Source organism: Qipengyuania soli (assembly GCF_015529805.1).
Lineage (GTDB): Bacteria > Pseudomonadota > Alphaproteobacteria > Sphingomonadales > Sphingomonadaceae > Qipengyuania > Qipengyuania soli.
The window spans coordinates 1,998,013-2,023,219 of sequence record NZ_CP064654.1 but is presented as its reverse complement, the minus strand read 5'-3'; the positions used below and the strand labels follow the sequence as shown (position 1 = coordinate 2,023,219).

The following is a 25,207-nucleotide window of genomic DNA, read 5'->3' as shown; positions in this document are numbered from 1 at the left end:
CCATGAACACATATCTCAACCACCTGCTCTTCGGCATCTATCCCTACATCGCGCTGGCGACGCTGGCGGTCGGCTCAATCATCCGCTTCGACCGCGAACCTTACAGCTGGCGATCCGGTTCGAGCCAGCTCCTGCGCCGCAAGCAGCTGATGTGGGGTTCGGTGCTGTTCCATGCCGGCGTGCTGTTCGTGCTGTTCGGCCATATCGTCGGCCTGCTGGTGCCGATCTGGGTGTTCGACTCGCTGGCGGTGAAGCACGAATGGAAGCAGGCGCTGGCGGTCTATGGCGGCGGTCTTGCTGGCACTATTGCCTTCATCGGCGCCTCGATGTTGCTCCATCGGCGGTTGTTCGACCCGCGCATCCGCGCCAACTCGACCTTTGCCGACACCGGAATCCTGGCGCTGCTATGGATCCAGCTCGCGCTCGGACTTGCCACGGTGCCGCTGTCGCTCGGCCATATGGACGGCGAGCAGATGGTGCGCTTCATGGCCTGGGCGAATGGCATCTTCACCTTCAACCCCACCGCCTCGCTGTGGCTCGACGGCTCGCACTGGATCTTCCGGACCCATATCTTCCTGGGCCTGACAATCTTCCTGCTGTTCCCTTTCACCCGGCTGGTGCACATGCTCTCCGCGCCCGTGCGCTATTTGTGGCGGGGCGGCTACCAGGTTGTCCGCTCGCGCAAGGCGATCGGCCATGGCTGACGTCATGGAGCATCCCAAAGTGGTTGTCGGCGGGGTCGAAATCTCCGCCGCCGCCATCGCCGCCGAGGTACAGAACCATCCGGCCCCCGACGCAGAGGAAGCCTGGCAGGAAGCGGCGCGGGCGCTCGCTGTCCGCCAGCTCCTGCTCGCAGAAGCAGACCGGCAAGAGATCGTCGCAGGTGAGTGTACCGATGTCGAAGGCCGCAAACTGGTCAAGGACGATGCCCGGATCGACGCTCTCCTGGTCGAGAATGTCATGGTGCCGAGCGCAACCACAGAGGAGGCAAGGCGCTTCTATAACAACCACACCGACCGCTTCTGCAGCGAGACCTTGATCGAAGCGGAGCATATCCTCTTCTCCGCCAGCCCGGAGGATGAGTTCAACTACAGCCTGGCAGTAGGCGATGCGCGTATGGCCATTCGCGAACTCGAGAAAGACCCTGCCTGTTTCGCTGAGCTGGCCAAGGCCAAATCAGCCTGTCCTTCGAAAGAGCAGGGCGGCAATCTCGGCCAGGTCGGCAAGGGCCAGACGGTCGCGGAGTTCGAACAGGCGCTGTTCGCGTTGGCGGAAGGCGAGTTGTGCCGCGATCCGGTGAAGTCACCCTATGGTGTGCACGTGATCCGTGCCGGGCGACGGGCCGAGGGCAGGCACTTGCCGTTCGAGTTGGTCGAGCAATCGATCCGCAACTATTTGGAGGAGGCAAGCTACCGCAAGGCCATGTCCCAGTATCTGTCGATCCTTGCCAGCGAATCCGAGATCGAAGGCGTCGATCTCGCTGCGGCAGAAGGTCCGCTGGTTCAGTGAACGAGCATCGCATCCGAGATGTTCTTCCGTTGGCGACTGGCGGCTCCACACGGCTGAGCGATAGTATCGGGCGACGCTTCGAATATCTGCGCCTTTCGCTGACCGAGGTCTGCAACTTTCGCTGCACCTATTGCCTCCCGGAGGGATACAAGAAGCCGTGCAATTTGCCGAACGAACTGTCCGTTGAGGAAGTTCGCAGAGCTGTCACGGCCTTTGCACAGCTTGGCCTATGGAAAGTCCGCCTGACGGGCGGGGAACCAACCTTGCGGCGCGATTTCGAAGACGTCGTCCGTACGGTTTCGCAAGTGCCAGGGATCCACAAAGTAGCGATGACCACAAACGGATACCGTCTCGCCCAGCGTGCAAAAGCATGGCGCGATTGCGGTGTGAGCGCGATCAATATCAGCGTGGATTCGCTCGATCCCGCCCGCTTCTCGGCCATCACCGGCCATGACCGGCTTGCCGAGGTGATGCGCGGGATTGATGCTGCCGAGGCTGCGGGGTTTGAGAGCATCAAGCTCAATGCGGTGCTTATGCGCGGAGTGAACGATGATGAGCTGGAGACGATGGTGGAATTCGTGGCCGCCCGCGATCTGTCGCTGCGTTTCATCGAGGTGATGCGAACGAACGACAACGCTTCCTTCTTTGACGAGCGCCATGTCGCGGGGCAGAGCGTCATCGACCGGCTGGAAGCTGTCGGGTGGCAGCGGCTGCCTCGCGAGGTCGGTGCAGGCCCGGCCGTAGAGTTCGGCCATCCGGAGGCGAAGGGCCGCATCGGTATCATAGCCCCCTATTCGAAGGACTTCTGCGCAAGCTGCAATCGCCTGCGATTGTCATCCGACGGTAAATTGCATCTCTGCCTGTTCGGGGATGGCGGTTTCGATCTACGACCGCTGCTGGCAGAGGATTCTGAAACGGACCTGGCGGAGCGCATTCGGACGCTGGTTGGAGCCAAGGCGCCTGCGCATCGCCTGCACGAGGGGAATAGCGGCGCGACACCGCACCTGGCATCGATTGGAGGATAACGCATGGCCGAACTGACGATCAGCGTCGAACTCTGCGGCCGACTGGCCGATCCATGCGGTCCGACTGTCGACATCCCGCTACCAGCCTCGGGGCTTCACGTGCCTGATCTCCTGGCGAGTCTGGGTAGCCACTTTCCGCTCCTTCAGGATAGTCTGGCCAAAGGACGGATCCGGGCCTGCATCAATGAAACCATCGTCCCCGACGAAACGGTCGTGAGGCCCGGCGATGTCGTGGCGATCTTTCCTCCGGTGTCCGGTGGATGAGTATGGCGGTCGAATTGCATGAGCGGGAGTTCGATCCTGCCGCGCTGCTCGCTCAGTTTTCAAGCGAACTCGACGACGAAGGCGCGGTGGTGAGTTTCACTGGTCGTGCGCGTTCGCGGGCAAAGGATGGCGGCGAAGTCGATGCTCTCATTCTGGAGAAGTATCGCAGTGTGACTTTGGCTTCGATGCGGGCCATTGCCGAAGAGGCTCATACGCATTTTCCAATCTCGAAAAGCCATGTTGTCCATCGAGTAGGGAGGATATTTCCAGGCGAGCCGATCGTCTTTGTCGCCACGGCGTCTGCGCATCGGCGCGCCGCCTTCGAAGCTGCGGATTACATGATGGACCGGCTGAAGACCGAGGCCGTGTTCTGGAAGCGCGAAGAGTGTGAGAGTGGATCGAGCTGGATCGAACCAACCAGTCAGGACCATTTGGACAATGCACGCTGGGATAGGCGAGCAAGTGAGGATTTATGCCGGGAATCGATGAAAGCCTGACCTTCTTTCCATTGGGTATCGCGGTTCTCACGATCTCCGACACTCGCACACTTGAGACCGACACGTCAGGTGGCTTGCTCGTCGAGCGCCTGCAATCGGCGGGGCACAAGCTCATTGCGCACGATATCGTGAAGGATGAGATCGAGGACATTCGCGCTTGCCTGCGCGAGTGGCTCGCCAATCCCGAAATCGAGATCATCCTGACCACCGGCGGGACTGGGTTTTCGCCGCGCGACCATACGCCGGAAGCTGTCAAGCCGCTCCTCAAGCGCGAAATGGATGGCTTCTCGGTGGCCTTTCACCAGAAGAGCTTGCAAAGCGTTGGCGTCGCAACCATGCAGTCGCGCGCGTTTGCTGGACAGGCGGGGAATGCTTTCATCTTCTGCGTGCCCGGTTCAACCGGAGCCTGCCGGGATGCGTGGGACGGCTTGCTCGAATTGGAATTCGATAGCCGTCACAAGCCATGCTCGATCGCGGGCGCGTTGCCGCGACTGCGGGATGTCTGCGCTTGATTACAGTTGATGAGGCGCTTGCTCGGCTTGAAGCTGAAATCAGCCCTCTGGCGATAGAGGAGGCCGCGCTTGCCTGCGCAACCGGGCGCGTACTCGCCGAGCCGGTAACAGCTCGCAGTGCCGCGCCGCGCATGGCAGTTGCGGCAATGGATGGATATGCGGTTCTGGACGCCTCCACATCTCCAGACGAGCCGATCAGGGTGGTGGGCGAAAGCCGCGCGGGATTGAGCTTCTCGGGAGAGGTTGGGCCGGGTGAGGCCGCGCGCATTTTCACTGGCGCTCCAATGCCAAAAGGCACTGACCGCTGCATCATGCAGGAATATGCTGAGCGCGAGGGCGGGATCGTGCGCTTTGCTGAGGGCTATGGCCCCGGTTGGCACGTTCGCAGCGCTGGCAGTGACTTTGCGGCGGGTGACGTCCTGCTGGAGGCGGGAACACGTTTGTCACCTCGTGCAATGATCGCAGCGGCCGCTGCAGACCAGGCGACGGTGCAGGTTCATGCACAGCCAAAGGTCGCTATCATAGGCACCGGAGACGAACTGGCGCTTCCCGGGCTGGCCCATCTTCGTGCCGACGCCATTCCTGAAAGCGTGACGCTTGGCATTGCGGCCATGGCTGAGCAGGCTGGGGCAAGGATTGTCGATCGGGTGGTCGGTGAGGACGCCTTGCCCGCTCTTGAGCGACTTGCCGGTAAGGTGCTGGACCTTGCCGATGTCGTGATTGTGACCGGCGGCGCTTCGGTTGGTGAGCGCGATTTTGCCAAGCCCATGTTTGCGCCGCACGGGCTCGAATTGCTGTTCGCCAAAGTCGCGATGAAACCGGGGAAGCCTGTGTGGCTGGGAAGGGCAAAGGGCAAGTGGGTGCTCGGGCTTCCCGGTAATCCGACATCCGCCATGGTCACGGCGCGGTTGTTCCTGGTGCCGCTGCTTGCGAAGCTGCAAGGCCAGGCAATCGGCAAGGTCTTGCACTGGCGGGAGTTGCCGCTTGAAGGGACGATACCCGAAACGGGCAACCGTGAAACCTTCACTCGCGCCTCTTGGGGTGAACGCGGATTGCGCCCACTCAGCAATCAGGAAAGCGGCGCCCAGGCCGCGCTCGCTCAAGCGGATTGGCTTATACGCTGCACGCCCGGAGGTTCAGCCCGCGCATCGGGTGACATGGTGGTGGCGACCGAGTTCTAGCCTTAGTTTGATGCCACTGGGAGCATAGCAATGGTGACATTAAGGACTATGGAGCGGCATCGCGCATGGCAGGGTCCAGCTGTGCTGAGCTTTGGCTTCCGCCCATTCTTTCTGCTGGGAGCGATATGGGCCGCGGCGGCGATGATCCTCTGGATTGCTATGCTCTCCGGGCGACTTGCGCTGCCCACGGTGTTCGATCCGGTGAGCTGGCACGCCCATGAATTCCTGTTCGGCTATTTGGGCGCGATTATTGCCGGGTTCCTGTTGACGGCGGTTCCCAATTGGACCGGGCGATTACCAGTCACCGGATGGGCGCTGGGCGGACTTGTGGTGCTGTGGATTGGGGGCCGCTTGGCAGTTTCCGTTTCGCATTATCTCGATCCGATCGCGGTCGCCTCTGCCGATCTTGCCATGCTCCTCGTATTAGCTGGGCTCCTAGGCCGGGAGATTGTCGTCGGGAAAAACTGGCGCAACCTGCCGGTGGTGGCATTGCTCGTCGTGTTCTGTCTTGCGAATGGACTGTTCCACTGGGAATTTGCGAAAGGGACCTTTGCTGCGCAGGGCTACGGGCTGCGTCTTGGACTAGGCGCCGCGGTGTTGATGATCTCTCTTATCGGGGGCCGCATCGTTCCCTCTTTCACGCGCAACTGGCTGGTGAAACAAGGGGAGGAACGATTGCCCGTCCCGCCGATGCAGGTCTTCGACAAGATCGCACTGGCTGGCTTGCTGGCTGCCGTCTTGTGTTGGCTGGTCAAACCGGATGCACTAGTCACAGCCGTGTTTCTCGCGATTGCCGGTGTGCTCCACCTTGTTAGGCTTATGCGCTGGGCCGGGGATCGGACAGGAGCGGAGCCGCTCGTCTTTGTCTTGCACGCCGGCTACTTCTTCATACCGCTCGGCGCATTGGCTGGCGCAGCCGAAACTTTTGGCTACGGTTTCGCAGGAGCGGGGACGGCGCAACACATCTGGATGGCAGGAGGTATCGGCCTCATGACCTTAGCCGTGATGACCCGCGCAACGCTTGGTCACACCGGGCGGGAGCTGACTGCTGGGGGAGGGACTATAGCTATTTACGTCGCGGTTGTTTTGGCAGTAGCAGCCAGGTTCGCCGCGGGGGTCTGGCCCGCTCAGGCGCAGCTGCTACATACCATCTCGGGGGCAGCCTGGATCGCCGCCTTTGGCGGGTTTGCGGTGCTTTACGGCCCCCTGCTTTTGCGTCCGCGCAAGACGGGCTGAACGATCGTAGGGGCGGCAGCAACCACGCGCTTCTTCCCAGACATTATGACTGCCGGAGCTTGCTCTCTGCTCGTGCGAGCATTTCAAGGTCGTTGATATTGGTGAAGGGATCGATGCCTTGGTCCGCTGGCCAATCGACACGCTTAACCCCGACGCATTCCGCGAAGCGCCAGATCGAACGCCCTCCCGTTGCAACGAAGGCATCCAAAGCGGCGCACTCGACCCTCCACAAGGCGGTCATTGGATGATCGCGCCCTTTGCTCACTGGCATGGCGCAGGATTGCGAGCCAATTCCCCGCGCAAGTCGTTCCGCGAGATCGGATGGCAGGAACGGCAAATCGCATCCGATCAGCAGGACTTGGTCACGATTATGCTCTTCAGCGAAACCGAAGGCACTCTTCAAGGCGCTGATCGGACCAAGGTCTGCCGCTGCATCAACCAGTATCGGAATCGAGGTGAGATCAAGCTGATCGGAATCGCGAACAGCAACAGCGATCAGATCAGAATGCTTGCTTGCCCAATGCAAGGCATGATCAAGAAGAGATTTCCCGGCGAGTGTTTGAGCCGGTTTGCTGCCGCCCATGCGGCGTCCTTCGCCACCGGCGGCAATTACTATCGCTGGCGTTGCATCGGTCACGGGTAGAGTAAATAGCGTTCCCAACGATCATTGTCTTGCTTTTCGAATACTACGCGGTCGTGCACCCGGTATTCCCCTTCGGTCCAGAACTCAAAGCGACGAGGCGCGATCCTGAAACCTGACCAGAACGGCGGGCGGCCCGGATCTTTCAGGGCAAAGGAAGATGTGAATCGCGCAATACGTGCAATCAGTTTCCTGCGACTCTCAAGAGGGACTGATTGCTTCGACGCCCATGCGCCGATCCTGCTGGCGAGCGGTCTTGAGGCGAAATAGGCGTTGGCTTCCTCATCGCTAACTGGCTGGACTGATCCCTCGATCCGGACCTGAAGGCGCAGCGGAGCCCAATGAAAGCAGAGGGCGGCATGGGGATTGGCTGTCAACTCGTTGGCCTTGCGACTGCCAAGATTGGTGTAAATCACAAAGCCCGATGCGTCGTGCCCTTTGAGCAGGACCATGCGGTTCGATGGAATGGCATTCTTGCTTGCCGTTGCAAGATTGACCGCACTCGCATCGGCAATTTCGGGATGTCGGGACGCTTTTGCATACCAAGATCCGAAAAGTTCATGCGGATCGTCGGAAAGGCCGTTCATGAGCCCCTGCGTTCTCGCCAGTCGGCCATACGGTCCCTGAATTTCCCGAATTCCATCCGGGCAATCGATCGCAAGTGCACCTCGTCGGGACCATCTGCGATCCGCAACGCGCGCATACCGGCATAGACTTCGGCCAGGCCGAAATCATCCGAGAGTCCTCCTGCACCATGGGCTTGCATTGCATGATCGAGAACGCGCAGCGCGGTCCGCGGCGCGGCGACCTTGATCAGGGCGATCTCCAGTTTGGCCGCCTTGTTGCCTGCTTTGTCCATCATGTCGGCGGCCTTGAGGCACAGGAGCCGTGCCATCTCGATATCGAGCCGCGCTTCGCCCAGGCGTTGCTCCCACACCGATTGTTCGGACAATCGCTTGCCGAACGCGACCCGCGATTGAAGCCTCTCTGCCATTTTCTCTATGGCACGCTCGGCGGCACCGATAGCGCGCATGCAATGATGAATTCGGCCGGGACCGAGCCTGCCTTGCGCGATTTCAAACCCGCGACCCTCTCCGAGTATGATATTGCTGGCAGGAACCCGGACATCGCGTAGCACCACCTCGCCATGGCCGTGTGGAGCTCCATCATAACCGAAGACCGGCAGCATCCGCACGACCTCTACTCCGGGCGTGTCGAGCGGAACAAGGATTTGCGATTGCTGCTGGTGCGCATTCGCGTCCGGGACGGTCTTGCCCATGACAATCGCCACCTTGCAGCGCGGATCGCCAACGCCAGACGACCACCATTTACGCCCGTTGATGACATATTCTTTCCCCTCGCGGCGGATCGAGGTCTGGATATTGGTCGCATCGGAAGATGCGACATCGGGTTCGGTCATCAGGAAGGCAGAACGGATCTCTCCATCAAGCAGCGGCCTCAGCCATTGCGCCTTTTGCTCCTGCGTTCCGTAGCGGTGCAGAACCTCCATATTGCCGGTGTCAGGTGCCGAACAGTTGAACGCTTCCGAAGCAAAGCCGACCCGCCCCATTTCTTCTGCACACAGTGCGTAGTCCAGATTGCTGAGTCCGGCTCCGCGATAGTCGTCCTCGTCGTGCTCGCTGGGCGGCAGGAAGAGATTCCATAGACCCTCGGAGTAGGCGCGTGCTTTCAGCCCCTCGATGATTGGCGGCACCTGCCAGCGCTCGTCTCCGCACTCGCCCAGCTGGGATCGGTATACCTCCTCTGCTCGATAAACATGCGCGTCCATGAAGCCTCGCACGCGATCGCGCCAAAGGGACTGATTCTCGGAAAGGCTGAAATCCATGGCTCGGGTTGGTCTGCGGAAGTATTTTTCGGAAGCACAGGGATAGACTCAGATGGCCGATTTGAATTGATCTTGGTCAAGGCTCGACGATCGAGTTCGTTTTCTAATAATCGTGATGGACCGTCGTGAGCATATCGAGTTTGTGCAGTCGCAAATGCTCCCATGGCAACGCATTGGGGCTGGGCTCGCACGACCCGATGCCGAGTATAAGATGCTCAGCCGTAACCCTGAAAGTGGGGCTTGCAGTGCATTGATGCGCTATCCTTCTGGCTGGTCGCGCTTGGGGCCGGAGCAGATTCTGGCAGATGAGGAATTCTTCGTTCTCGATGGATCACTGGAAATGGATGGCGAACTGTATGAAGCGGACAGCTATGCCTTCCTGCCTGCCGGGTGGAATCGCAACAGCATGGAGAGCAAGAACGGCTGCGTCTTGATTGCATTCTACAATCGCGAACCCGTTCTCGTCGGAGATATGGGCAACTGCGACACGGCGCGTGCGATCCCGCATCTCAGGACGCGGCAGATGGCTTGGGACATGACGCTCAATGACCCCAATCTGCGCCATCTGTGAATCTCGCGAAAGGATCTGCGGACCGATTCGGAGACCGGCGAACGCACGCTCCCTTCATTGATTCTCCCACAATCCGAGTCGCCAACAGGCAAGGTGCCGCAGGAAAGCCACCCGGTTGTTGAAGAATGCTACATGATTGCTGGCTCGCTCACAGGGCCGCCCGGCACGATGCATCCAGACGCCTATTTCTGGAGACCGCCAACTATTCCCCACGGCCCCTACGGTTCACGTTGGGGTGCGGTCTCGCTGATCCGTTTCGTGGGCGGCAAGCATCAGAATATTTGGAGTGACGACCAAGCCGATTTCTCTTTCGATCGAGCCTACGATCCGAGTCTGCCGGAGCGGTTGGAGCACCTGCGCGAATTCATCTGTGAAGGTCCGCTGCCTTACTAGAACATCGCCTCGACACTCAGTTTCAAGAATGGTGAAGGTTAGCGCCTGTCGGGACTGCATGAAGCCAGATCACTTCATTCAACAGCACTGGGAAATGCGTCGCCGAGCATGTATCAAAGGGCCATATGAACATGGTGACGGGCCGCATCCACCACAGCCGCTGGACCGGTGCTGAAGGGCAGACTCGCTACGGCTGCGAGATCATCGCAGACAAAGTCGATTTACTCGCCAAGGCGAAAGAAATTGGTGTCGCCATGGCCGGCTGTCGAAACCGCGACCTGATGCTCTCGAAGGCCTCGCTGGCACGATCCAGCGGGGCCTTTTTCCATGCACGGGTATGGCCTTTGACCCTTTCGCTTCTGCGCCGCGGAGGCGCAGAAATCCTTTAGGTAAGGCTGCCAAGCGCGCTGAGCACAAAATGGTCCAACGACTGGTTACGGGCCTGGAAAATGGGAAATTTGATTGCACACCGTACCCGGAATTCCGGTGTTTGGGATACGAGCATTTCTGCGGGCTTCGCCGGCATTTCGGTGTCTGTCGCCACCTAATGTCATTTGATGTCAGTTTGGGAGTCGCAACTCGCTTACGAGTTGCCTGTCGGTAAGCACCTAATTTTAAATCAGAAAATAGCGTTTTCCTACAGGGTTGCCGCTGCCGTAAACTGATGTCAATTCAGAGGGGTCATCGGGCCGGCGGGGGCGGCCAAACGTCAGGTGACGCCGTGCGGTTTGCCCTCCAATGCTATGTCGACGAAGACCTCCATGCCCTCGTGAAAGCCGCTGCTGATGCAGCGCATATGAGCGTCAGCCAGTGGCTGAAACTCACAGTCATCGAGGCCCTTCAGGAACCTCAGGATGAGGCGTTCCGCGATCAGGTTCTGGCCGATCTGCTGTTCACCAAGATCGCGCTCGATGGCTGGCTTCGCACCCACAAGGACAAGGAACTGCGCGACCGCGTGGTGATAGCCTACCAACGACGCATCCGGGAGTATCGCGAACGCAAAGCCTTCAAGCCCGAGGGGCGCTGAGCGATGTTGTCGGTGGCCAATGTGCGTTCGGCTGGCGGGGCTGCCAACTACTTCGCCAAGGACAATTACTATACCAAGGCAGACGCCGATCGATCGGGTAGATGGATCGGGAAGGGTGCCGAACGGCTGGGTCTTTCCGGCACGGTCGACGCCAAGGCGTTCGAGGCCATCCTGCGCGGCGAGTTGCCCACTGGCGAGCGCATCGGGCACGAAGCTCAGTATCACCGGGCAGGCACGGACCTGACCTTTTCTCTGCCCAAGAGCTGGTCGCTCCTGGCACTCGTCGGCAAGGATCAGCGGATCATCGACGCCTACCGGTCAGCGGTTGTCGAAACGCTCCAGTGGGCGGAGAACAACGCCGCGCAGTACCGTATCGAAAAGGGCGGGAAAGAGCGGCTGCATACCAGCGACAACCTGACTGTTGCTCTGTACCAGCACGACACCAACCGCAATCAGGAACCGAACCTGCACTTCCACGCGGTCGTCGCCAACATGACGCAGGACAAGGACGGGAAGTGGAGGGCGCTACGCAATGACAAGCTGTGGCAGCGCAACACGTTGCTCAATGCAATGACCATGGCGCGCTTCCGGATCGAGGTCGAGAAACTTGGCTACCGGATCGGTGAACTCGGAAAGCACGGAAACTTCGAGGCCAAGGGCATCGACCGAGATGCGGTGATGGCCTTTTCGACGCGGCGGCAGGAGGTGCTCGAAGCCCGGCGTGGCGGTGGCCTCGAAGCGGGTTTGGTGGCGACGCTGTCGACCCGCGAGGCCAAGCAAAGCGATGTCGATCGCGGTGCCTTGATGGCTAAATGGGAAGGACAGGCTTGGCATCAGGGGCTCGGCCTCGAGGGCATGGTGCGCGATGCCAGGCTGCGCTCGCATAAGCTGACTATAGCGGCTGCAAAGCGGGCGAATGATCGCCCCACCTTGCTCGAAAGAGGCAAGGCCATGATCGCCAGCCTCGCCGAGCGAATGGGCATCAAGGAGGGCGATCCGCTCATACCCAAGCGGCTGCATCTGAAAAGCCGCGAAGAGATTGCAACGGCCCATGCGGTCGCATCGGCGGTGCGGCACCTTTCTGAGCGAGAGGCGGCCTTTACCGCTACCGATTTAGCCAAGGCCGCGCTCGATTTTGGCCTGCCGACGACGATGAATTTAGTCGAGAAGCGTATTGGCCAACTCGCCCAGCAGGGCGCGCTGATGCGCGGGCGAGGCGTGCAGAAAGGGTGGCTGACAACATCCAATGCATTGGCGCTAGAGACCCGCATGCTGGCGGAGATCGAGAAGGGAAAAGGCGTAGTTCATCCGATCCTCGACGCGAAGACCGCTGGACAGTTCCTGCAAGCTTCGGCAGCCATCAATTACGGGATGAAACTCAACTTCGGTCAGGAAGCGGCGGGCCGGTTGATCCTGTCTTCAAACAATCGCGTCGTAGCCGTTCAGGGTGTTGCAGGGGCGGGCAAATCGAGCGTGCTACGGCCGGTCAACCAGCTTCTGGAAGAACAAGGCAAGAGGGTCGTTGGCTTGGGTGTCCAGAACACCTTGGTCCGTATGCTGGAGAAGGACACCGGCATTCCATCGATGACGTTGCATCGCTTTCTCGGTGGACATCGAAAGTTGCTGGATGGCTCCGCTGGAAAGGCCGAGATCGCCGCTGCGCGCGAAGAGTATCGCGACACTGTCCTTGTCCTCGATGAAGCCTCAACGGTCTCCACGCATGACCAGGATCGCCTTATTCGGATCGCCAATCTGCTACAGGTCGATCGCCTCGTGCTGATGGGTGACGAGAAACAACTGGGTGCTGTCGAAGCGGGCAAGCCCTTTTCTCTGGCGCAGCGTGCCGGGACAGATACGGCGCGAATGGACCAGAATCTTCGCGCCCGCTCTGACACCCTGATTAAAGCGCAACAGGCAGCGCAGTCGGGCAAGTCAAACGAGGCCCTCGAACATCTCAAGGACCACATTGTCGAGGTGCAGGAGAACAGCGCGATAGTTGCGGCCGAACGGTGGCTGTCGCTGCCGCCAGCAGACCGCGAGCGCACATCGATCTTTGCGGCTGGCCGTCGTTTGCGCTCGGAGATCAACGAGACCGTCCAAACCGGTCTCGCCGCAAATGGCGAAATCGGACCAGCAAAAACGAGGTTGACCGTTCTCTCGCGCGTGAATGCAACCCGCGAGGAGTTACGCTACGCACGCAATTATCAAACCGGCATGGTGCTCGAAGTGGCGAGCCGACAATCGCGGCACTGTTTAGGGCGTGGCAGCCACGAGGTGATGGCTATCGACATAGGCAAGGGCGTGGTCATGCTTCGCGACGAGCTAGGCCGCTTGCGTCGATTTGTTCCGTCAAAGTTTTCTGCCAAGGGCAGCGACCAGGCGTTGCAGCTGTTCGAGACGAAAGGCTTGGATATCTACACCGGCGACGCAATCCGGTGGACAGCAAGCGACCATCAGCGCGGCATGACAAACGCGGATCGCGCAACGGTAACCGCAATCGATAGAGGCGTGGTGACGGTCACGACCTCCAGCGGCATGGAGCATAGACTGAAGAAGAACGACCCGATGTTGAAGCGGATCGACCTCGCCTACGCGCTCAACGCCCACATGGCGCAGGGTCTAACGGCAGATAAAGGCATCGCCGTACTCGACAGCCGCGAGCGGCGACTGCTTTCGCAGCGCAACTTCCTCGTCACGATTACGCGGGTGCGAGACGAGCTTAAACTGATCGTCGACAGCCGGGAAAAGGTCGGGCGAGGTATTTCCGCCAATCTGGGTGAGAAATCTTCTGCAGCGGAAGTAACCGAGCGGCTTGGGCAGGCGGCGGCAAAAGGCGTCCGCGCGGCCCACGTCCAAGCAATTAAACATGCACCACAGGCCGAGCGCGAGAAGGCACCTGAGTTGGCGAAGGAAAGAGCGAAGCCCTTTGACTTCGGCATCTAACCGCTCAGGCAAAAATCTGCCCAATCGGCCATCAGCGGCCTGCGTTTATCGAGATAATCCGTGCGCCGATAGGCCGCTTCGACCTTGTTGGCGATCGTGTGGGCAAGCGCTGCCTCTGCGACTTCACCCGGATAGTTCGTCTTTTCGGCGACCCAGTCGCGAAAGGACGAGCGAAAACCGTGAACGGTGTAATCGTCGCCCTTGTCGCGCAGGATTTTGAGCAAGGTCATATCTGACAAGTGTCGACGAGGATTCTGGCCCGGAAAGACTAGAGTGCTCACAGGGGAGCGAAAGGCTTTCGCTCGCTTGAGGACGTCCATGGCCGCTTCCGACAGCGGGACGACGTGGATGGTTCCTGCCTTCATGCGTTCGGCAGGGATGTTCCAGAGCTTCTTGCTGAGGTCGATCTCGTTCCAGCACGCACCGCGCACTTCGCCGGAGCGAGAGGCGTTCAGGATCACGAACTCCAGGGCAAGACGGCCAACCGAGGAGCGCCCGCGCAGCCATGTAATGAAAGCGGGTAGGTCAGGATAAGGCATTGCTGCGAAGTGGCTTTGCTTCTTGGGCTGGCGCGGCAAGCCACGGAGTACCGAGCGCATCGGAGCCTCGGTCTCACGAAAGCCCTTTGCGCAGGCCCAATCGAGCACCGACCCGATTCGTTGCCGTACTCGCCTCGCAGTCTCGGGCTTGGTCAGCCAGATTGGCGAAAGCGCATCGCGGATTGCCGGCCCTTCAATTTCTGAAACGAGTTTGTCGCCGAGAGTCGGAAAGGCATAGGTTTCGAGAGTCTTGATCCATTGGGCCTGATGCTTGCCGTTCTTCCACGCGGCCTTTTGCTCGTCATGAACGAGCTTGGCGGCGTCGCTGAAAGTGGGGATGACCAAGGCTTCCTTTTTGCGCTCTGCCAAGACGTCGACGCCCGCCTTTACCTCTTTGCGGAGGGCCCGCGCGGCCTCGCGAGCATCGGCTAGCGGCAGCTCGGAAAGAGGACCTAAACCGATGTCTCGGCGCTTCCCATTGGCCTGAACCCGGACAATCCAGCTGCCTTTACCCTTTGCAGCGAGTTTGAGGATCAAACCCTCGCCATCTGAATAGCGGCCAGGTTCAACCAGATTCTTGACCCTCATCGCCGTCAGCTTGCCCATTGCTTGTTCCTTTCAGACCCACATCCAGACCCACACGCTGCGCCGGATGCATAGGAACATATAGAGAACTAAGCGGACGACGAAAAGCGAAAAAACGCCGCATTTCTGCGGGTTTGGGGACTATAAGGGATTGATTGGGAAAAGCGAGGTGGCGGAGACGGAGGGATTCGAACCCTCGGTACCCAGTTCGAGTACGGTTCCTTAGCAGGGAACTGGTTTCAGCCACTCACCCACGTCTCCGGAACTTCGCAGCGGCGCCAGGCCGTGTGCGAGGGGCGCGCTATAGCCACGGCTCCGGCCCGCTTCAAGGCCTGATTGCGGCGATCTGCGCATCGCACGAAGGACTCGCTTCGACGCAATTTCGATTCGGTTCATCGCCGTTTCATTGCCGCGCTGCTGAAAGAGGATTCTTCTTGTCGCGCAGCTGCCTGCGCTTCGGCGCGGGCAGGGAGGGAACCATGAAAAAAGCCGTTACCGTTACTCGCCGTCTTGCCATCGCTTTCGCAGCGATGGGCATGGCCGCTTCGCCGCTCGCCGCACAGGTCGAGACGATCGATCCCGATACCGCCATCGATGCCGATCTGGTCAAGCAGCCTGCCACGACCGGAGCAGATGCGGGCGTTACTTACACCGCCGAGCCCGATCCGGCGGCTCCCACCGACAGCTATCCCGAGCAGCCGACATGGAGCGAGCAAGGCGCTGAAGCTGCTGCCACCACTGCTGTCGAAACCCCTCCGGTCGAAAACAGCGCGACCACCTACAAGGAAGATGACCTTATCGGTGCCGCCGAGGGTGTGTTCGGCAAGGGTGCCAAGGGCGTCGCAGACATGATCCAGAAGCTGCTCAAGGATCAGGGCGAGCCCAACGCCTACATCGTCGGACGCGAAGCGAGCGGCGCCTTCATCGTCGGTGCGCGCTACGGTTCCGGCACGCTGTTCCACAAGGTCGAAGGCGAGCGTCCCGTTTACTGGACCGGCCCGTCGATCGGCTTCGATGCCGGGGCCAATGCCGGCAGCACTTTCGTCCTCGTCTATAACCTGTGGGACAGCGAGGAACTCTACGAGCGCTTCCCGGCGGGCGAGGGCCAGGCCTATTTCGTCGGCGGCCTTACCGCCAGCTACCTGCGCAAGGGCGATGTGGTGCTCATCCCGATCCGTGTCGGAGCGGGCCTGCGCCTCGGTGTAAATGCCGGTTACATGAAGTTTTCCAAGAAGCAGCGCTGGCTGCCGTTCTGAGGACGAGAAAGGAGCTCTTCGGGTCGTATAATCAAAATTCACGAAGGCTCCGGGGCCGCAACGGGATTTCCTGTTGCGGCCCCAATCATATCGGGCAATGAGGCGCGCATGCTCGACCGACTTCAAGCCCAGGCCCCCGACGCGCTTCTCGCGCTCATCAAGATGCATGCGCAGGACCCGCGCGAGGACAAGATCGACCTCGGCGTGGGCGTCTATCGTACCAACGAAGGCGCGACCCCTGTCTTCCGCTCGATCAAGAAGGCGGAGCAGAAGCTGATCGACGAGCAGGATTCCAAATCCTACCTCGGGCCTGAAGGCGACACCGGCTTTACCGCCGCGCTGATGCCATACATTTTCGGTGAGGACGCCACGATGGGCGGGCGCATCGAAGGGATGCAGACCCCCGGCGGGACCGGCGCCGTCCGCCTGGCGGTGGCGCTGGCCAAGGCTGCCGGAGTGACCCGCGTCCACATGGGCGTGCCGAGCTGGCCGAACCATGCGCAGATCCTTGCCGATGTCGGCGTCGAGACCGTGCCCTTCACCCATGCGAAGTCCGACGGTACGGCCGATCTCGAAGCGGTGCTGGCGGCGATCCATGGCGCCGGGCCGAACGATGCCGTCCTGCTCCACGGCTGCTGCCACAACCCGACGGGTGTCGACTACACGCTCGACCAGTGGGAGGCGATCGCGGCGGCCTTCGCCGAGACCGGCGTGCTGCCGCTGCTCGACATCGCCTACCACGGGCTGGGCCAAGGTCTCGACGAGGACGTCGCCGGGATCCGCAAGGTGCTGGCTGCCGTGCCCGAGGCCCTGATCGCCTATAGCTGCGACAAGAACTTCGGCCTCTACCGCGACCGTGTGGGCGCGTTCTACATGATGGCGAAGGAGGCCTCCCAGCTTCCGGCCATCGTCTCCAACGCCAACGCCCTTGCCCGCGCGAACTGGTCCATGCCGCCCGACCACGGTGGCGCGGCAGTGCGCAACGTGCTGCGCGATCCGGCGATGACCAAGGAGTGGCTCGAGGAACTCGACGACATGCGCGCCCGCATGCGCCGTGTTCGCGCTCGTCTCGCTGCCGCCGACAACGAGGCTCCCGGCCTCAACCTTGCCGCGCTCGGCGACCAGAACGGCCTCTTTGCCATGCTGCCGCTCGACAAGGACCAGATCGCCAGGCTGCGCGAGGATCACGGCATCTACATGGCCGGGTCCGGGCGCATCAACGTTGCCGGGCTTCACGCGGGCAACACCGAGAAGTTCATCGCCGCGCTGGCGGATGTGACGAAGGGCTAGGCCGCGATGGATCGCCAGCCGACGCTCGAGACAGAACGGCTGACGATCCGCCCGATGACCGAGGCGGATCGCGAACCGCTCTACGCCATCGCGTCCGACCCGATGATCTGGGAACAACATCCCATCCACGACCGCTGGAAGCGTGACGTGTTCGACGCCTTCTTCGACGAGGGGATCGAGAGCGGCGGCGCGCTGGCTATCGTGCGCAAGAGTGACGGGCAAATCCTCGGATCGTCACAGTACAAGGGTTTCGATCCCGATGACGGCGGTTCGATCGAGATCGGCTGGACCTATCTCGATCGCTCCTGCTGGGGGAAGGGCATCAATCCCGAAATGAAGCGGGCGATGCTGGCACATGCCTTCCAGGACCTTGCCACGGTGCGCTTCCGTGTCGGCGACACCAACTACCGCTCGCGCAATGCTCTCGAGGCCATCGGGGCCGCGCGGACCGAACGCTACGAACTGGCCAAGTACCAGGGCAAGCGGATCGTCCACCTTGTTTACGAAATTTCGCGCGATGGCTTTGAAAACGGGCCGCTGATGCGCGGCTGACCTGGGGTATCCGCCCTCCTCGGCCTCGGTCCGTCTGCCGAACCCATCCCGAGGTATAGTTGTCGCCTATTCTAAAGAGGTAGCCCGGTGCTTAGTGGGTGCATACCTTGCACCCTGAAGGGAAATGCTGTCCTTACGCCGCGTGCTCTACCCCGGGAAAATCAGGGGTCGCTCTCGTGGTTGAACACTCCCTCTGGCCGCCGGCCAGCGGGGAAGCAGGGTCGCTACGGAAGGGGGAGACCCATGAAGAAGCATCTCGTATTCGGCCTCGCACTGGCCATTTCGACACCCGCAGCAGCCCAGCTCACACCCTACGAGGACTATACGGTCAGCGACAGCGTCTCGACCGTGGCCACCGTCAAGGTGAAGGAGAACATGATCGAGGATTACCTCCAGGGTATCCGCGATACCTGGGTTGCCAGCAACGAAGTCGCGAAGAAGCTGGGGCAGTTGGAAAGCTACGCGGTCTACGTCAGCGACCTGCCGAGCAGCGGCGACTTCAACGTGATCCTCGTGACCCGTTTCGCAAACACTGCCGATCTGGCGCCCAACAAGGCACGCTATGAGGCCTTCATGAAGGCATGGGGTGCCGCCAACGAGGCGAACAACCGGCAGGTGACCACCACTGTCTATCCGAACATCCGCTCCATCGTCGGTGAGTACATGGTGCGCGAAGTGACCTTCCTGCCCAAGAAATAGGTCGTTCTTCGACCAATCTGCGGGGAGCAGGCGCCAATGCGGCGCGTGCTCCCCGAATTCGAAGTACAAGAAAAGCAGGCAAGAAGCTTTGCCGGCCTCGATACTTGCCAAGCCCCCGCCATTGCGGAATACGACTTGCGGGTCGCTTCCGAATGCAGTCGGGGGCTTCTTCCTACGCCTGAAATCTTCATCTCCTACGCGCGCGGCGATGCCCCGATCGCACGGCAGTTCGCCGACGCTCTCGTCGCCGAAGGTCTCGACGTCTGGTGGGACGATGCCTTGCAGGCCGGCGAGGTCTTCGATGAACGGATCGAAGCGGCCCTGCGTGCGGCGAAGGCTGTGGTCGTGCTCTGGTCGCCGCTCTCGGTTTCCTCCCGCTGGGTAAGGGCCGAGGCAACATTGGCGGATCGCAAGAGTACTCTTGTCCCCGTCCTTATCGAGGCTTGCGAGCGACCGATCATCTTCGAGCTCGTCCAGACGGCCGACTTGATCGGTTGGCGCGGGACCAGGCACGATGCGCGCTGGCAAGGCCTGGTGCGACAGGTTCGCGACTTTATCGGCACGGATCGCCACGCGCCTTCATCCTCGCCAAAGCTCGCTGACCCGCAACTCGACCGACAGTCGATCGTGGTGCTGCCGTTCAACAACGTCAGCCGCGACGAGGAACAGGAGTACTTCGCCGACGGCATAGCCGAGGACATCATCAACGACCTCGGCAAGGTTTCGGCACTCTCGGTCATCGCGCGGAGCACCGCCTTTACCTTCAAGGGGCAAACGGTCGATGTGGCGCAGGTTGCACGGCAACTGAATGTGACCCATGTGCTCGAGGGGAGCGTGCGCAAGGCGGGAAATCGCGTGCGGGTCAATGTCCAGCTGATCGACGGGGCGAGCGGGGCGCAGGTCTGGTCCGAACGCTATGACCGCGATCTCGACGACATCTTCGAACTGCAGGACGAACTTTCGCAGGCAATCGTCAGCGCGCTCAAGGTCCAGTTCCAGCCTGGCGAACGCGATGCCATCAGTGAACGCGCGACACAGAATGTCGAACTGTACGATCTCTACATGCGGGCGAGGGCGGCGGCCAATGCGGCAATTTCTGGCGCACAGTACGTCGCAGCGCTCGAGTTGTATCGGGAGGTTTTGGCCAAGGATCCTGCCTTCTATCCCGCGCTCGGCGGCCTGACGTTGATGCTGCAGCAGCAATCGGTCTTCGCGTTTACCCCCGAGGTACGAAGCGACTTCCAGATCGAGCAGCTTGTGGCGATGGCGGAACACCTCCCCCAAGATTCGAGCGAAGCCCATTTGATCCGGGCCGTGCATTACCGTTGGGAGCGAAAATGGGACTTGGCCCTCTTGTCCTTCGACAAGGCCTTGGAAACAGCACCAGTCTATGCGTCAGAAATTGCCTCATTGAAGGGCACATGCTTGTTTTGTGTGGGAAGAGTGAGCGAGGCAATAGAAGTTGCGGAATCGGCGCGACGTGCCGACCCAATGGCGGGCTACAATTCTCTGCTGCTGCAGATGCTTTACCTTGCGTCGGGGCGCCGGAACGAGGGTGATGCGGAGTACGAAAGGTCCAAGACTTTTCCAGTGAACCGCGCCGTATGCGAGCACGCCCGCTTGTTTCGCATTTGGAACGACGGCGACATGCGCGAGATCAAGGAACAAGCGCAACGCCATTTGCGCTACGCGATGGTCGAGGTGCCATATCGCGCTGAACTTTATCAGGTCATCGACGACCGCGAAAAAACGATCGCACTCCTGCTAAAGGCGCTGGCGGATCCAGCATCACGTAGCAGCACAATCTCTTTCATCTTGAGTTATCACTGCGGCGATTTCGATGCGCAGGACCTCGCACTCGATGCCCTCGAGCGCGGTTTGTCGACCGATGCGGCAATGGACTATGCGGTCTGGTGGCCAAGCCATCGCGAAGTCCGCAAGACCACTAGGTTCAAGGAACTCGTCCGCAAATTCGGCTACTACGACTACTGGCGCAGGACCGGCGAATGGGGCGATTTCGCCCGTCCCGTCGGCGATGACGATTTCGAGATAATCGCCTAGCCGGCCAGCGCCTGCATCCGCTTGAGGTAGCGCGCCAGCACGTCGATCTCGAGATTGACCCGGTCACCTTCTGCCAGCTGGCCAAGGGTCGTCACCTCGGCAGTGTGCGGGATGATGTTCACCGCGAAGTCGCAGGTACCGTCGCTGCGGTCGCGCACATCGTTCACGGTCAGCGATACGCCATCGACGGTGATCGAACCCTTTGGTGCCACGAAAAGCGCAAGCTCGCGGCCGATGCGGAAGGCGAGCTTTCTCGACCCTCCCTCGTCGCGTGCCAGAACAACCTGCCCGACGCCGTCGACGTGCCCTGTGACAAGGTGCCCGCCGAGTTCGTCGCCGAGCTTCAATGCGGTCTCCAGATTGAGCTTCGCCCCTTCGCCCCACATGCCGGGGCGCGTGCAGCTCACCGTTTCGCCGGACACATCGAAGACCAAGCGGGCGTCACCTTTCGTGCCTCCCAATGCGACGACCGTCAGGCAGACGCCCGAGCAGGCAATCGAAGCGCCGATATCGATCGCGTCGGGATCGAAAGGGCAGGCGACGGTAACCCGCAGGTCGCCGCGCTGCTCGGCGCTTTCGATGGTTCCGATGGCGGTGACGATACCGGTGAACATGCGGGTCTTCTCTCCTGTCAGCGCGTGCGGCTGTAGGCTTCGTATGTGTCGCTGCCAAGCTGGCGGCGTTCGACAAGGGTCCAGCGGCCATGCGCGTCTGCCAGCCGGTCGAGTCCGATCTCGCCCAGGGCTTGCCGACCATGGCCGATGACGATGGGTGCGCGGTAGAGCTCTATGCGATCGACGAGATCCTCAGCGAGAAAACTCGCGGCAGTCATGCCGCCGCCTTCGAGATAGAGATACTGAACCCCTTCCAGTGCGGCGATCTGGCCCGGAGCATTGATGACCTTCACCCCGTCGGGAGGGACGCCACGGGTGAGGAGTACGCGTTGGGGACTGCGGCTCTCGATGCCTGGCAGTCGCACGTCGAGGCGGGGCTTGTCCGAACGCCAAGTGCCTCCCCCGACGAGTATGGCATCGGCCATGGCGCGGCGCGAATGGACATGGGCTCGGGCCACTTCGCCGGTGATCCACTGGCTCTCGCCCGCAGCGGTCGCGATGCAGCCGTCGAGCGATGTGGCGAGCTTGAGCGTGACATGCGGACGGCCAAATTCAGCGCGGATGAGATAACCTGCAAGGCTGGCGCGAGCATCGTCGCAGGGATACACTTCGGCGACAATGCCTGCCGCACGAAGGTGAGCAAAGCCGCTGCCCGCCGTTCGCGGATCAGGGTCTTCGACCCCGGCAACAACCCGTGCGAGTCCGGATTGTGCGAGAAGGTGCGAGCACGCGGGTCCACGTTGCGATTGATGGGCGCACGGCTCGAGCGTGACATAGGCAGTGGCCCCGCGTGCGGAATCGCCTGCCTGTCCCAAGGCGACTGCTTCGGCATGCGGACGGCCACCGTCACCGGTCCATCCCCTGCCAACGACCTTGTCACCGCTGACTATGATGCATCCGACTGCCGGGTTGGGGCGGCTGAGCGGGCGAGCGCGTCCAGCCAGCCTTGCTGCCGCAGCCAGCCAGCGCGCGTCACTCGGGCTTGTCGCCAACCGTCCTGCTCGCCTGATAAAGTTCCTTCTGCCGGGCTTCGGCAGCTGCGGCCTCTCGAGCATTGTCGACCTTGGCTTGCGCGGCCATGGAGTCGACATCGACGCCGGTCGCCCGGCCGAGCGCCTTGTACGCATCGACCTTCTTCTCGCGCAGCTTTGCGAGTTCGGCCTCTCGGGCCTCCTTGCGCTTCTGGTTTTCGAGGTTGGTGCGGCGGATTTCCTCGTCACTGCGTCCTTCAGCGAAGGTCGAAATGAAGACCACCCTCGGCTTGTCCGGCGGGACGAAAACCGATTCCTGCATGAACGACCAGAGCAGGCCGAAGGTCAGTGCAAACGACATAAAGAGGAACGTCCAGCGGTAAGGCCGTGGTTCGCGGATGTATTCCCACAAGTCGGATGCACCCGACTTCACATTGAATCTGCTGACCATGCGCATGGGGGCTAGATAGGGCGCTTTGCCCGTTCGCGCCAGTGGGGCGCTCAGTCGAAGCTGGCGTAGAGCGTGCGGCCGTTGCGGCTCAGCCAGCCATTGGCAAGATCGATGTCGCCTTCGAACAGTCGGTCGAGCAGGGCGTGGAAGGCGGGGGAATGGTCGAAATGGACGAGGTGGGCGACCTCGTGCGCGACCACGGAGCGGCGCACCGCGTCGGGGGCCTGTACCAGCCGCCAGTTGAGTCGCAGGATGCCTTCGCTCGAACAACTGCCCCAGCGTCGCTTTGCCCGGGTCAGGCGTACTTGGGCAGTGTCGAGGTCGGCCCTCGCACAATAATGCCTCGCATCCTCGGCGAAGAGCCGCAGGGCTTCGCTCTCCAGCCAGCGGTGGAGGCGCTTCGAGAGGGTTTCCTGCGGGCCGCCCACCACCAATGCCTCGTCCGTCAGCAGCGGCCTGCGAGGTGCGTCGCTGCGCCAGTCGATGACGATCTCGCGGCCTCGGTGCAGCAGTCTGCCTTCGTTTACCGGATCGCGTTTTGCGGGCACCTTGGCCAACTGCTGTTCGAGCCATGCCGTGCGCGAGCGAGCGAATGCAACCGCTTCGGCGGAGCGGCACCAGTGGGGCAGGGTAATCCGGATCGCACTGCCATCGGGTGCGAGGCGCAGGGTCAGTCGCTTGGCGCGCCGGTTGCGTGTGAGTTCGACCGGCAGGAGCTTGCCCGCGATCTCGACCACCGGGTCTTCGGGCTCGCGGCGCATCCAGTCGATCATGCCGGCGCCTCGCCGTGCTCGCCCCAATCGTCCTCTCCGTCCCAATCCTCGGGGTCTTCCCATTCAACGATATGGTGTTCGAGCGGGCCGGCCATGTCTTCCGGTATAACCCGGCCGGCGACCGATACGCCGGCACGCACCACGTCCTCGCGGTCACCCGAAATCAGGTAGTGCCAGCGCGGCAGCAGGTCGCCATCGGCGCGCAGGCGATAGGCGCACGTCGGCGGCAGCCACGAGACGCTGTCGACGATCTTGAGCGTCAGGCGGAGGCAGTCGGGGACGAAGGCCTTGCGGTGCTTGTAGTCGGTGCAGCGGGCAGTCTGCGTGTCGAGCAGCTTGCAGGCGACATTGGTCTGCTCGATTTCGCCCGTGTCCTCGTATTCGACCTTGTGCAGGCAACACCGCCCGCATCCGTCGCACAGGGCCTCCCATTCATCATTGTTGAGCGCCGAGAGCGGCAGCTCCCAGAAACGTTCCCTTAATGCACCCATTTTTCCAATTCCGCAGCGACCGCTTCGGCGCCTTCATCGGTCGGCAGAGTCGCAATCGGTTCGCCCTTGGGTCCGAACAGAAGGGTGACATTGGTATGGTTCACGAGATAGCCGCCGCCAGGTGCGGGTTCGCCCTTCGAGAAGCTTGCGGCGAACTTCGCGGCAACCTCGGTCAATGTCTTCTCGTCACCCGTCAGCCCGATCAGACGCGGGTGAAAGTTGTCTGTGAATTCGCGCAGCACCTCAGGCGTGTCGCGCTGGGTGTCGACGCCGACGAAGAACGGCTGGACCCTGGCACCGAGATCGGGGTGCGCCTTCTCGAATTGCTTGAGGCCCGCCATGGCGCGCTGCGTATCGACCGGACAGACATCGGGACAGAACGTATAGCCGAAGTAGATCGTCCGGTACTTGCCCTGGAAATCGTTCCAGCTGAGAGGCTTTCCATCCTCGGAGGTCAGCGTGAAATCACCACCAAGCGCCGCGCCTTCCAATGGAGGGCGTTCGGCGGGAACCTTGTCGCCGCACCCACCCAGCATGGTGATTGCAGCGAGCGGCAGGGCGAAACTCAGGCTTTTCAGACGAGGCATGGCATAGCGGTTCATGGTCTGCTAACCGCCACTCTTCAAGGGTGGCTCCCCTATAGGATTGCGGAAAAACGACAGGGAATCGATACGTGGTACGGCGCGCACTTCAGGCAGCATTCGGCATTGCGGCACTGGCTCTGGTGGCCTCGCCGGTCTTCGCACAATCCAAGCGCGAGGGGTATGAGTTCCTCGAAGCGGTAAAGGATCGCGATGGCGACAAGGCGCTCGAAATGCTCAACCAGCCCGGCAACGTGCTGGTGAATACCCGCGACATCACCAGTGGCGAGACTGCGCTGCACATTGTCACCCAGCGCCGCGATCCGGTGTGGTTGCGTTTCCTGCTGGGCAAGGGCGCAAACCCGAACATCGAATCCAGGGACGGCACGAGTCCGCTCGAAGTCGCCGCCCAGCTCGGTTTTACCGAGGGAATCGAGATCCTGCTCGATAAGGGTGCGCACGTCGATCCGACGAACAGTGCGGGGGAGACCCCGCTGATTTCCGCAGTGCACCGCCGCGATACGGCCATGATCCGTATGCTTATCGCCAAAGGCGCCGATCCCTCGCGGCCCGACAATTCCGGGCGCTCGGCCAGCGACTATGCCAAGCTGATGGGGAATCGCTCGCAGGTGCTCGACGAAATCGAAAAGGCCGTAAGCGAACGTGGTGCCCCGGCCCAGACCTACGGTCCGAAATAGCC

29 protein-coding genes and 1 tRNA gene are annotated in these 25,207 nt (G+C 61.2%); 19 read left to right on the top strand and 11 right to left on the bottom strand.

Going from position 1 to position 25,207, the window contains the following annotated elements; genetic code table 11:
• Window positions 1-2: 2 nt before the first annotated feature.
• From narI to IRL76_RS10070, 8 genes are read left to right on the top strand one after another with little or no spacing between them, the layout of a single operon-like run.
• Window positions 3-704, top strand: coding sequence for a respiratory nitrate reductase subunit gamma (gene narI / locus IRL76_RS10105; protein ID WP_200981222.1), 702 nt, complete (start codon window positions 3-5; stop codon window positions 702-704).
• Entirely contained in the window at window positions 697-1,509 is an 813-nt protein-coding gene (locus tag IRL76_RS10100; protein WP_200981221.1) for a peptidylprolyl isomerase, read from the top strand. The genes narI and IRL76_RS10100 overlap by 8 nt, the downstream gene beginning before the upstream one ends.
• On the top strand, window positions 1,506-2,534 hold the full coding sequence (moaA, locus tag IRL76_RS10095) for a GTP 3',8-cyclase MoaA (RefSeq protein ID WP_246449675.1): 1,029 nt from the start codon (window positions 1,506-1,508) through the stop codon (window positions 2,532-2,534). The genes IRL76_RS10100 and moaA overlap by 4 nt, the downstream gene beginning before the upstream one ends.
• Window positions 2,535-2,537: 3 nt before the next feature.
• On the top strand, window positions 2,538-2,798 hold the full coding sequence (locus IRL76_RS10090) for a MoaD/ThiS family protein (RefSeq protein WP_200981220.1): 261 nt from the start codon (window positions 2,538-2,540) through the stop codon (window positions 2,796-2,798).
• On the top strand, window positions 2,795-3,295 hold the full coding sequence (locus tag IRL76_RS10085; RefSeq protein WP_200981219.1) for a molybdenum cofactor biosynthesis protein MoaE: 501 nt from the start codon (window positions 2,795-2,797) through the stop codon (window positions 3,293-3,295). Before IRL76_RS10090 ends, IRL76_RS10085 begins: the two co-directional genes overlap by 4 nt.
• Window positions 3,271-3,807: a molybdenum cofactor synthesis domain-containing protein gene (locus IRL76_RS10080; RefSeq protein ID WP_200981218.1), complete on the top strand. Its 537-nt coding sequence runs from the start codon at window positions 3,271-3,273 to the stop codon at window positions 3,805-3,807. Before IRL76_RS10085 ends, IRL76_RS10080 begins: the two co-directional genes overlap by 25 nt.
• Window positions 3,759-4,988 (top strand): molybdopterin molybdotransferase MoeA, encoded by a 1,230-nt coding sequence (locus IRL76_RS10075; RefSeq protein ID WP_200981217.1) that lies wholly within the window; start codon window positions 3,759-3,761, stop codon window positions 4,986-4,988. The genes IRL76_RS10080 and IRL76_RS10075 overlap by 49 nt, the downstream gene beginning before the upstream one ends.
• Before the next feature lie 48 nt (window positions 4,989-5,036).
• Window positions 5,037-6,224, top strand: coding sequence for an NnrS family protein (locus IRL76_RS10070; protein WP_200981216.1), 1,188 nt, complete (start codon window positions 5,037-5,039; stop codon window positions 6,222-6,224).
• 43 nt (window positions 6,225-6,267) lie between these two features.
• Here the strand turns inward: IRL76_RS10070 and mobA are convergent, their stop codons facing one another.
• From mobA to IRL76_RS10055, 3 genes are read right to left on the bottom strand one after another with little or no spacing between them, the layout of a single operon-like run.
• Window positions 6,268-6,861, bottom strand: coding sequence for a molybdenum cofactor guanylyltransferase (gene mobA / locus IRL76_RS10065; protein ID WP_200981215.1), 594 nt, complete (start codon window positions 6,859-6,861; stop codon window positions 6,268-6,270).
• Window positions 6,858-7,451 carry a pyridoxamine 5'-phosphate oxidase gene (gene pdxH, locus IRL76_RS10060; protein WP_200981214.1) on the bottom strand — a complete coding sequence of 198 codons (594 nt, stop codon included), beginning with the start codon at window positions 7,449-7,451 and terminating at the stop codon, window positions 6,858-6,860. Before pdxH ends, mobA begins: the two co-directional genes overlap by 4 nt.
• Entirely contained in the window at window positions 7,448-8,710 is a 1,263-nt protein-coding gene (locus IRL76_RS10055; protein ID WP_200981213.1) for an acyl-CoA dehydrogenase family protein, read from the bottom strand. Before IRL76_RS10055 ends, pdxH begins: the two co-directional genes overlap by 4 nt.
• 115 nt (window positions 8,711-8,825) lie before the next feature.
• On the opposite strand from IRL76_RS10055, the gene IRL76_RS10050 reads away from it, so the two are divergent.
• The 5 genes from IRL76_RS10050 to mobF all read left to right on the top strand — a co-directional run bounded on the left by IRL76_RS10050 (window position 8,826) and on the right by mobF (window position 13,644).
• Window positions 8,826-9,281, top strand: a complete 456-nt coding sequence (locus IRL76_RS10050) for a cupin domain-containing protein (protein ID WP_216629291.1) — start codon at window positions 8,826-8,828, stop codon at window positions 9,279-9,281.
• Window positions 9,282-9,374: 93 nt separating this feature from the next.
• Window positions 9,375-9,674: a hypothetical protein gene (locus tag IRL76_RS10045; protein ID WP_200981211.1), complete on the top strand. Its 300-nt coding sequence runs from the start codon at window positions 9,375-9,377 to the stop codon at window positions 9,672-9,674.
• A gap of 68 nt (window positions 9,675-9,742) precedes the next feature.
• The gene (locus IRL76_RS10040; RefSeq protein ID WP_200984277.1) at window positions 9,743-10,063 is read left to right on the top strand and encodes a single-stranded DNA-binding protein; all 321 of its coding nucleotides are present in this window, start codon (window positions 9,743-9,745) and stop codon (window positions 10,061-10,063) included.
• A gap of 332 nt (window positions 10,064-10,395) precedes the next feature.
• On the top strand, window positions 10,396-10,701 hold the full coding sequence (locus IRL76_RS10035; RefSeq protein WP_200981210.1) for a hypothetical protein: 306 nt from the start codon (window positions 10,396-10,398) through the stop codon (window positions 10,699-10,701).
• A gap of 3 nt (window positions 10,702-10,704) precedes the next feature.
• Complete coding sequence (gene mobF, locus IRL76_RS10030) at window positions 10,705-13,644, top strand: MobF family relaxase (RefSeq protein ID WP_200981209.1); 2,940 nt, start codon at window positions 10,705-10,707, stop codon at window positions 13,642-13,644.
• On the opposite strand, the gene IRL76_RS10025 is transcribed toward mobF, so the two are convergent.
• Window positions 13,641-14,789, bottom strand: coding sequence for a tyrosine-type recombinase/integrase (locus IRL76_RS10025; RefSeq protein WP_200981208.1), 1,149 nt, complete (start codon window positions 14,787-14,789; stop codon window positions 13,641-13,643). The two genes, mobF and IRL76_RS10025, sit on opposite strands and share 4 nt — an antisense overlap.
• 149 nt (window positions 14,790-14,938) lie before the next feature.
• Window positions 14,939-15,029 (bottom strand) — tRNA-Ser (locus tag IRL76_RS10020).
• A 218-nt stretch (window positions 15,030-15,247) separates the two neighbouring features.
• On the opposite strand from IRL76_RS10020, the gene IRL76_RS10015 reads away from it, so the two are divergent.
• The 5 genes from IRL76_RS10015 to IRL76_RS09995 all read left to right on the top strand — a co-directional run bounded on the left by IRL76_RS10015 (window position 15,248) and on the right by IRL76_RS09995 (window position 20,626).
• The gene (locus IRL76_RS10015; RefSeq protein ID WP_200981207.1) at window positions 15,248-16,024 is read left to right on the top strand and encodes a DUF1134 domain-containing protein; all 777 of its coding nucleotides are present in this window, start codon (window positions 15,248-15,250) and stop codon (window positions 16,022-16,024) included.
• Between the two features lie 108 nt (window positions 16,025-16,132).
• Window positions 16,133-17,314, top strand: coding sequence for an amino acid aminotransferase (locus IRL76_RS10010; protein ID WP_200981206.1), 1,182 nt, complete (start codon window positions 16,133-16,135; stop codon window positions 17,312-17,314).
• A gap of 6 nt (window positions 17,315-17,320) precedes the next feature.
• Window positions 17,321-17,866 (top strand): GNAT family N-acetyltransferase, encoded by a 546-nt coding sequence (locus IRL76_RS10005; RefSeq protein ID WP_200981205.1) that lies wholly within the window; start codon window positions 17,321-17,323, stop codon window positions 17,864-17,866.
• A 243-nt stretch (window positions 17,867-18,109) separates the two neighbouring features.
• Window positions 18,110-18,565 carry a hypothetical protein gene (locus IRL76_RS10000; protein WP_200981204.1) on the top strand — a complete coding sequence of 152 codons (456 nt, stop codon included), beginning with the start codon at window positions 18,110-18,112 and terminating at the stop codon, window positions 18,563-18,565.
• A gap of 36 nt (window positions 18,566-18,601) precedes the next feature.
• Window positions 18,602-20,626: a TIR domain-containing protein gene (locus tag IRL76_RS09995; protein ID WP_200981203.1), complete on the top strand. Its 2,025-nt coding sequence runs from the start codon at window positions 18,602-18,604 to the stop codon at window positions 20,624-20,626.
• Here IRL76_RS09995 and IRL76_RS09990 read toward each other — a convergent pair.
• Genes IRL76_RS09990 through IRL76_RS09965 form a run of 6 tightly spaced genes read right to left on the bottom strand, consistent with a single transcriptional unit; the run spans window position 20,623 to window position 24,528 of the window.
• A complete protein-coding gene (locus IRL76_RS09990; protein WP_200981202.1) occupies window positions 20,623-21,240 on the bottom strand; it encodes a riboflavin synthase in 618 nt (205 codons plus the stop codon). The genes IRL76_RS09995 and IRL76_RS09990 overlap by 4 nt on opposite strands.
• Before the next feature lie 17 nt (window positions 21,241-21,257).
• Window positions 21,258-22,232 carry a bifunctional diaminohydroxyphosphoribosylaminopyrimidine deaminase/5-amino-6-(5-phosphoribosylamino)uracil reductase RibD gene (ribD, locus tag IRL76_RS09985; RefSeq protein WP_246449669.1) on the bottom strand — a complete coding sequence of 325 codons (975 nt, stop codon included), beginning with the start codon at window positions 22,230-22,232 and terminating at the stop codon, window positions 21,258-21,260.
• Window positions 22,213-22,662 (bottom strand): hypothetical protein, encoded by a 450-nt coding sequence (locus IRL76_RS09980; RefSeq protein ID WP_200981200.1) that lies wholly within the window; start codon window positions 22,660-22,662, stop codon window positions 22,213-22,215. Before IRL76_RS09980 ends, ribD begins: the two co-directional genes overlap by 20 nt.
• Before the next feature lie 50 nt (window positions 22,663-22,712).
• On the bottom strand, window positions 22,713-23,435 hold the full coding sequence (locus tag IRL76_RS09975; RefSeq protein WP_200981199.1) for a M48 family metallopeptidase: 723 nt from the start codon (window positions 23,433-23,435) through the stop codon (window positions 22,713-22,715).
• Window positions 23,432-23,926 (bottom strand): YcgN family cysteine cluster protein, encoded by a 495-nt coding sequence (locus IRL76_RS09970; RefSeq protein ID WP_200981198.1) that lies wholly within the window; start codon window positions 23,924-23,926, stop codon window positions 23,432-23,434. Before IRL76_RS09970 ends, IRL76_RS09975 begins: the two co-directional genes overlap by 4 nt.
• The gene (locus IRL76_RS09965; protein WP_200981197.1) at window positions 23,914-24,528 is read right to left on the bottom strand and encodes an SCO family protein; all 615 of its coding nucleotides are present in this window, start codon (window positions 24,526-24,528) and stop codon (window positions 23,914-23,916) included. Before IRL76_RS09965 ends, IRL76_RS09970 begins: the two co-directional genes overlap by 13 nt.
• A gap of 71 nt (window positions 24,529-24,599) precedes the next feature.
• On the opposite strand from IRL76_RS09965, the gene IRL76_RS09960 reads away from it, so the two are divergent.
• On the top strand, window positions 24,600-25,205 hold the full coding sequence (locus tag IRL76_RS09960) for an ankyrin repeat domain-containing protein (RefSeq protein ID WP_200981196.1): 606 nt from the start codon (window positions 24,600-24,602) through the stop codon (window positions 25,203-25,205).
• Window positions 25,206-25,207: the final 2 nt, after the last annotated feature.

What these genes read in the sequence shown, in the direction of transcription:
- narI (WP_200981222.1), top strand. Translation starts at nt 3, where the DNA reads ATGAACACATATCTCAACCACCTGCTCTTCGGCATCTATCCCTACATC.
- IRL76_RS10100 (WP_200981221.1), top strand. Translation starts at nt 697, where the DNA reads ATGGCTGACGTCATGGAGCATCCCAAAGTGGTTGTCGGCGGGGTCGAA.
- IRL76_RS10090 (WP_200981220.1), top strand. Translation starts at nt 2,538, where the DNA reads ATGGCCGAACTGACGATCAGCGTCGAACTCTGCGGCCGACTGGCCGAT.
- IRL76_RS10085 (WP_200981219.1), top strand. Translation starts at nt 2,795, where the DNA reads ATGAGTATGGCGGTCGAATTGCATGAGCGGGAGTTCGATCCTGCCGCG.
- IRL76_RS10080 (WP_200981218.1), top strand. Translation starts at nt 3,271, where the DNA reads ATGCCGGGAATCGATGAAAGCCTGACCTTCTTTCCATTGGGTATCGCG.
- IRL76_RS10075 (WP_200981217.1), top strand. Translation starts at nt 3,759, where the DNA reads ATGCTCGATCGCGGGCGCGTTGCCGCGACTGCGGGATGTCTGCGCTTG.
- IRL76_RS10070 (WP_200981216.1), top strand. Translation starts at nt 5,037, where the DNA reads ATGGAGCGGCATCGCGCATGGCAGGGTCCAGCTGTGCTGAGCTTTGGC.
- pdxH (WP_200981214.1), bottom strand. Translation starts at nt 7,451, where the DNA reads ATGAACGGCCTTTCCGACGATCCGCATGAACTTTTCGGATCTTGGTAT.
- IRL76_RS10055 (WP_200981213.1), bottom strand. Translation starts at nt 8,710, where the DNA reads ATGGATTTCAGCCTTTCCGAGAATCAGTCCCTTTGGCGCGATCGCGTG.
- IRL76_RS10050 (WP_216629291.1), top strand. Translation starts at nt 8,826, where the DNA reads ATGGACCGTCGTGAGCATATCGAGTTTGTGCAGTCGCAAATGCTCCCA.
- mobF (WP_200981209.1), top strand. Translation starts at nt 10,705, where the DNA reads ATGTTGTCGGTGGCCAATGTGCGTTCGGCTGGCGGGGCTGCCAACTAC.
- IRL76_RS10025 (WP_200981208.1), bottom strand. Translation starts at nt 14,789, where the DNA reads ATGGGCAAGCTGACGGCGATGAGGGTCAAGAATCTGGTTGAACCTGGC.
- IRL76_RS10015 (WP_200981207.1), top strand. Translation starts at nt 15,248, where the DNA reads ATGAAAAAAGCCGTTACCGTTACTCGCCGTCTTGCCATCGCTTTCGCA.
- IRL76_RS10010 (WP_200981206.1), top strand. Translation starts at nt 16,133, where the DNA reads ATGCTCGACCGACTTCAAGCCCAGGCCCCCGACGCGCTTCTCGCGCTC.
- IRL76_RS10005 (WP_200981205.1), top strand. Translation starts at nt 17,321, where the DNA reads ATGGATCGCCAGCCGACGCTCGAGACAGAACGGCTGACGATCCGCCCG.
- IRL76_RS10000 (WP_200981204.1), top strand. Translation starts at nt 18,110, where the DNA reads ATGAAGAAGCATCTCGTATTCGGCCTCGCACTGGCCATTTCGACACCC.
- IRL76_RS09995 (WP_200981203.1), top strand. Translation starts at nt 18,602, where the DNA reads ATGCGGCGCGTGCTCCCCGAATTCGAAGTACAAGAAAAGCAGGCAAGA.
- IRL76_RS09990 (WP_200981202.1), bottom strand. Translation starts at nt 21,240, where the DNA reads ATGTTCACCGGTATCGTCACCGCCATCGGAACCATCGAAAGCGCCGAG.
- IRL76_RS09980 (WP_200981200.1), bottom strand. Translation starts at nt 22,662, where the DNA reads ATGGTCAGCAGATTCAATGTGAAGTCGGGTGCATCCGACTTGTGGGAA.
- IRL76_RS09975 (WP_200981199.1), bottom strand. Translation starts at nt 23,435, where the DNA reads ATGATCGACTGGATGCGCCGCGAGCCCGAAGACCCGGTGGTCGAGATC.
- IRL76_RS09970 (WP_200981198.1), bottom strand. Translation starts at nt 23,926, where the DNA reads ATGGGTGCATTAAGGGAACGTTTCTGGGAGCTGCCGCTCTCGGCGCTC.
- IRL76_RS09965 (WP_200981197.1), bottom strand. Translation starts at nt 24,528, where the DNA reads ATGAACCGCTATGCCATGCCTCGTCTGAAAAGCCTGAGTTTCGCCCTG.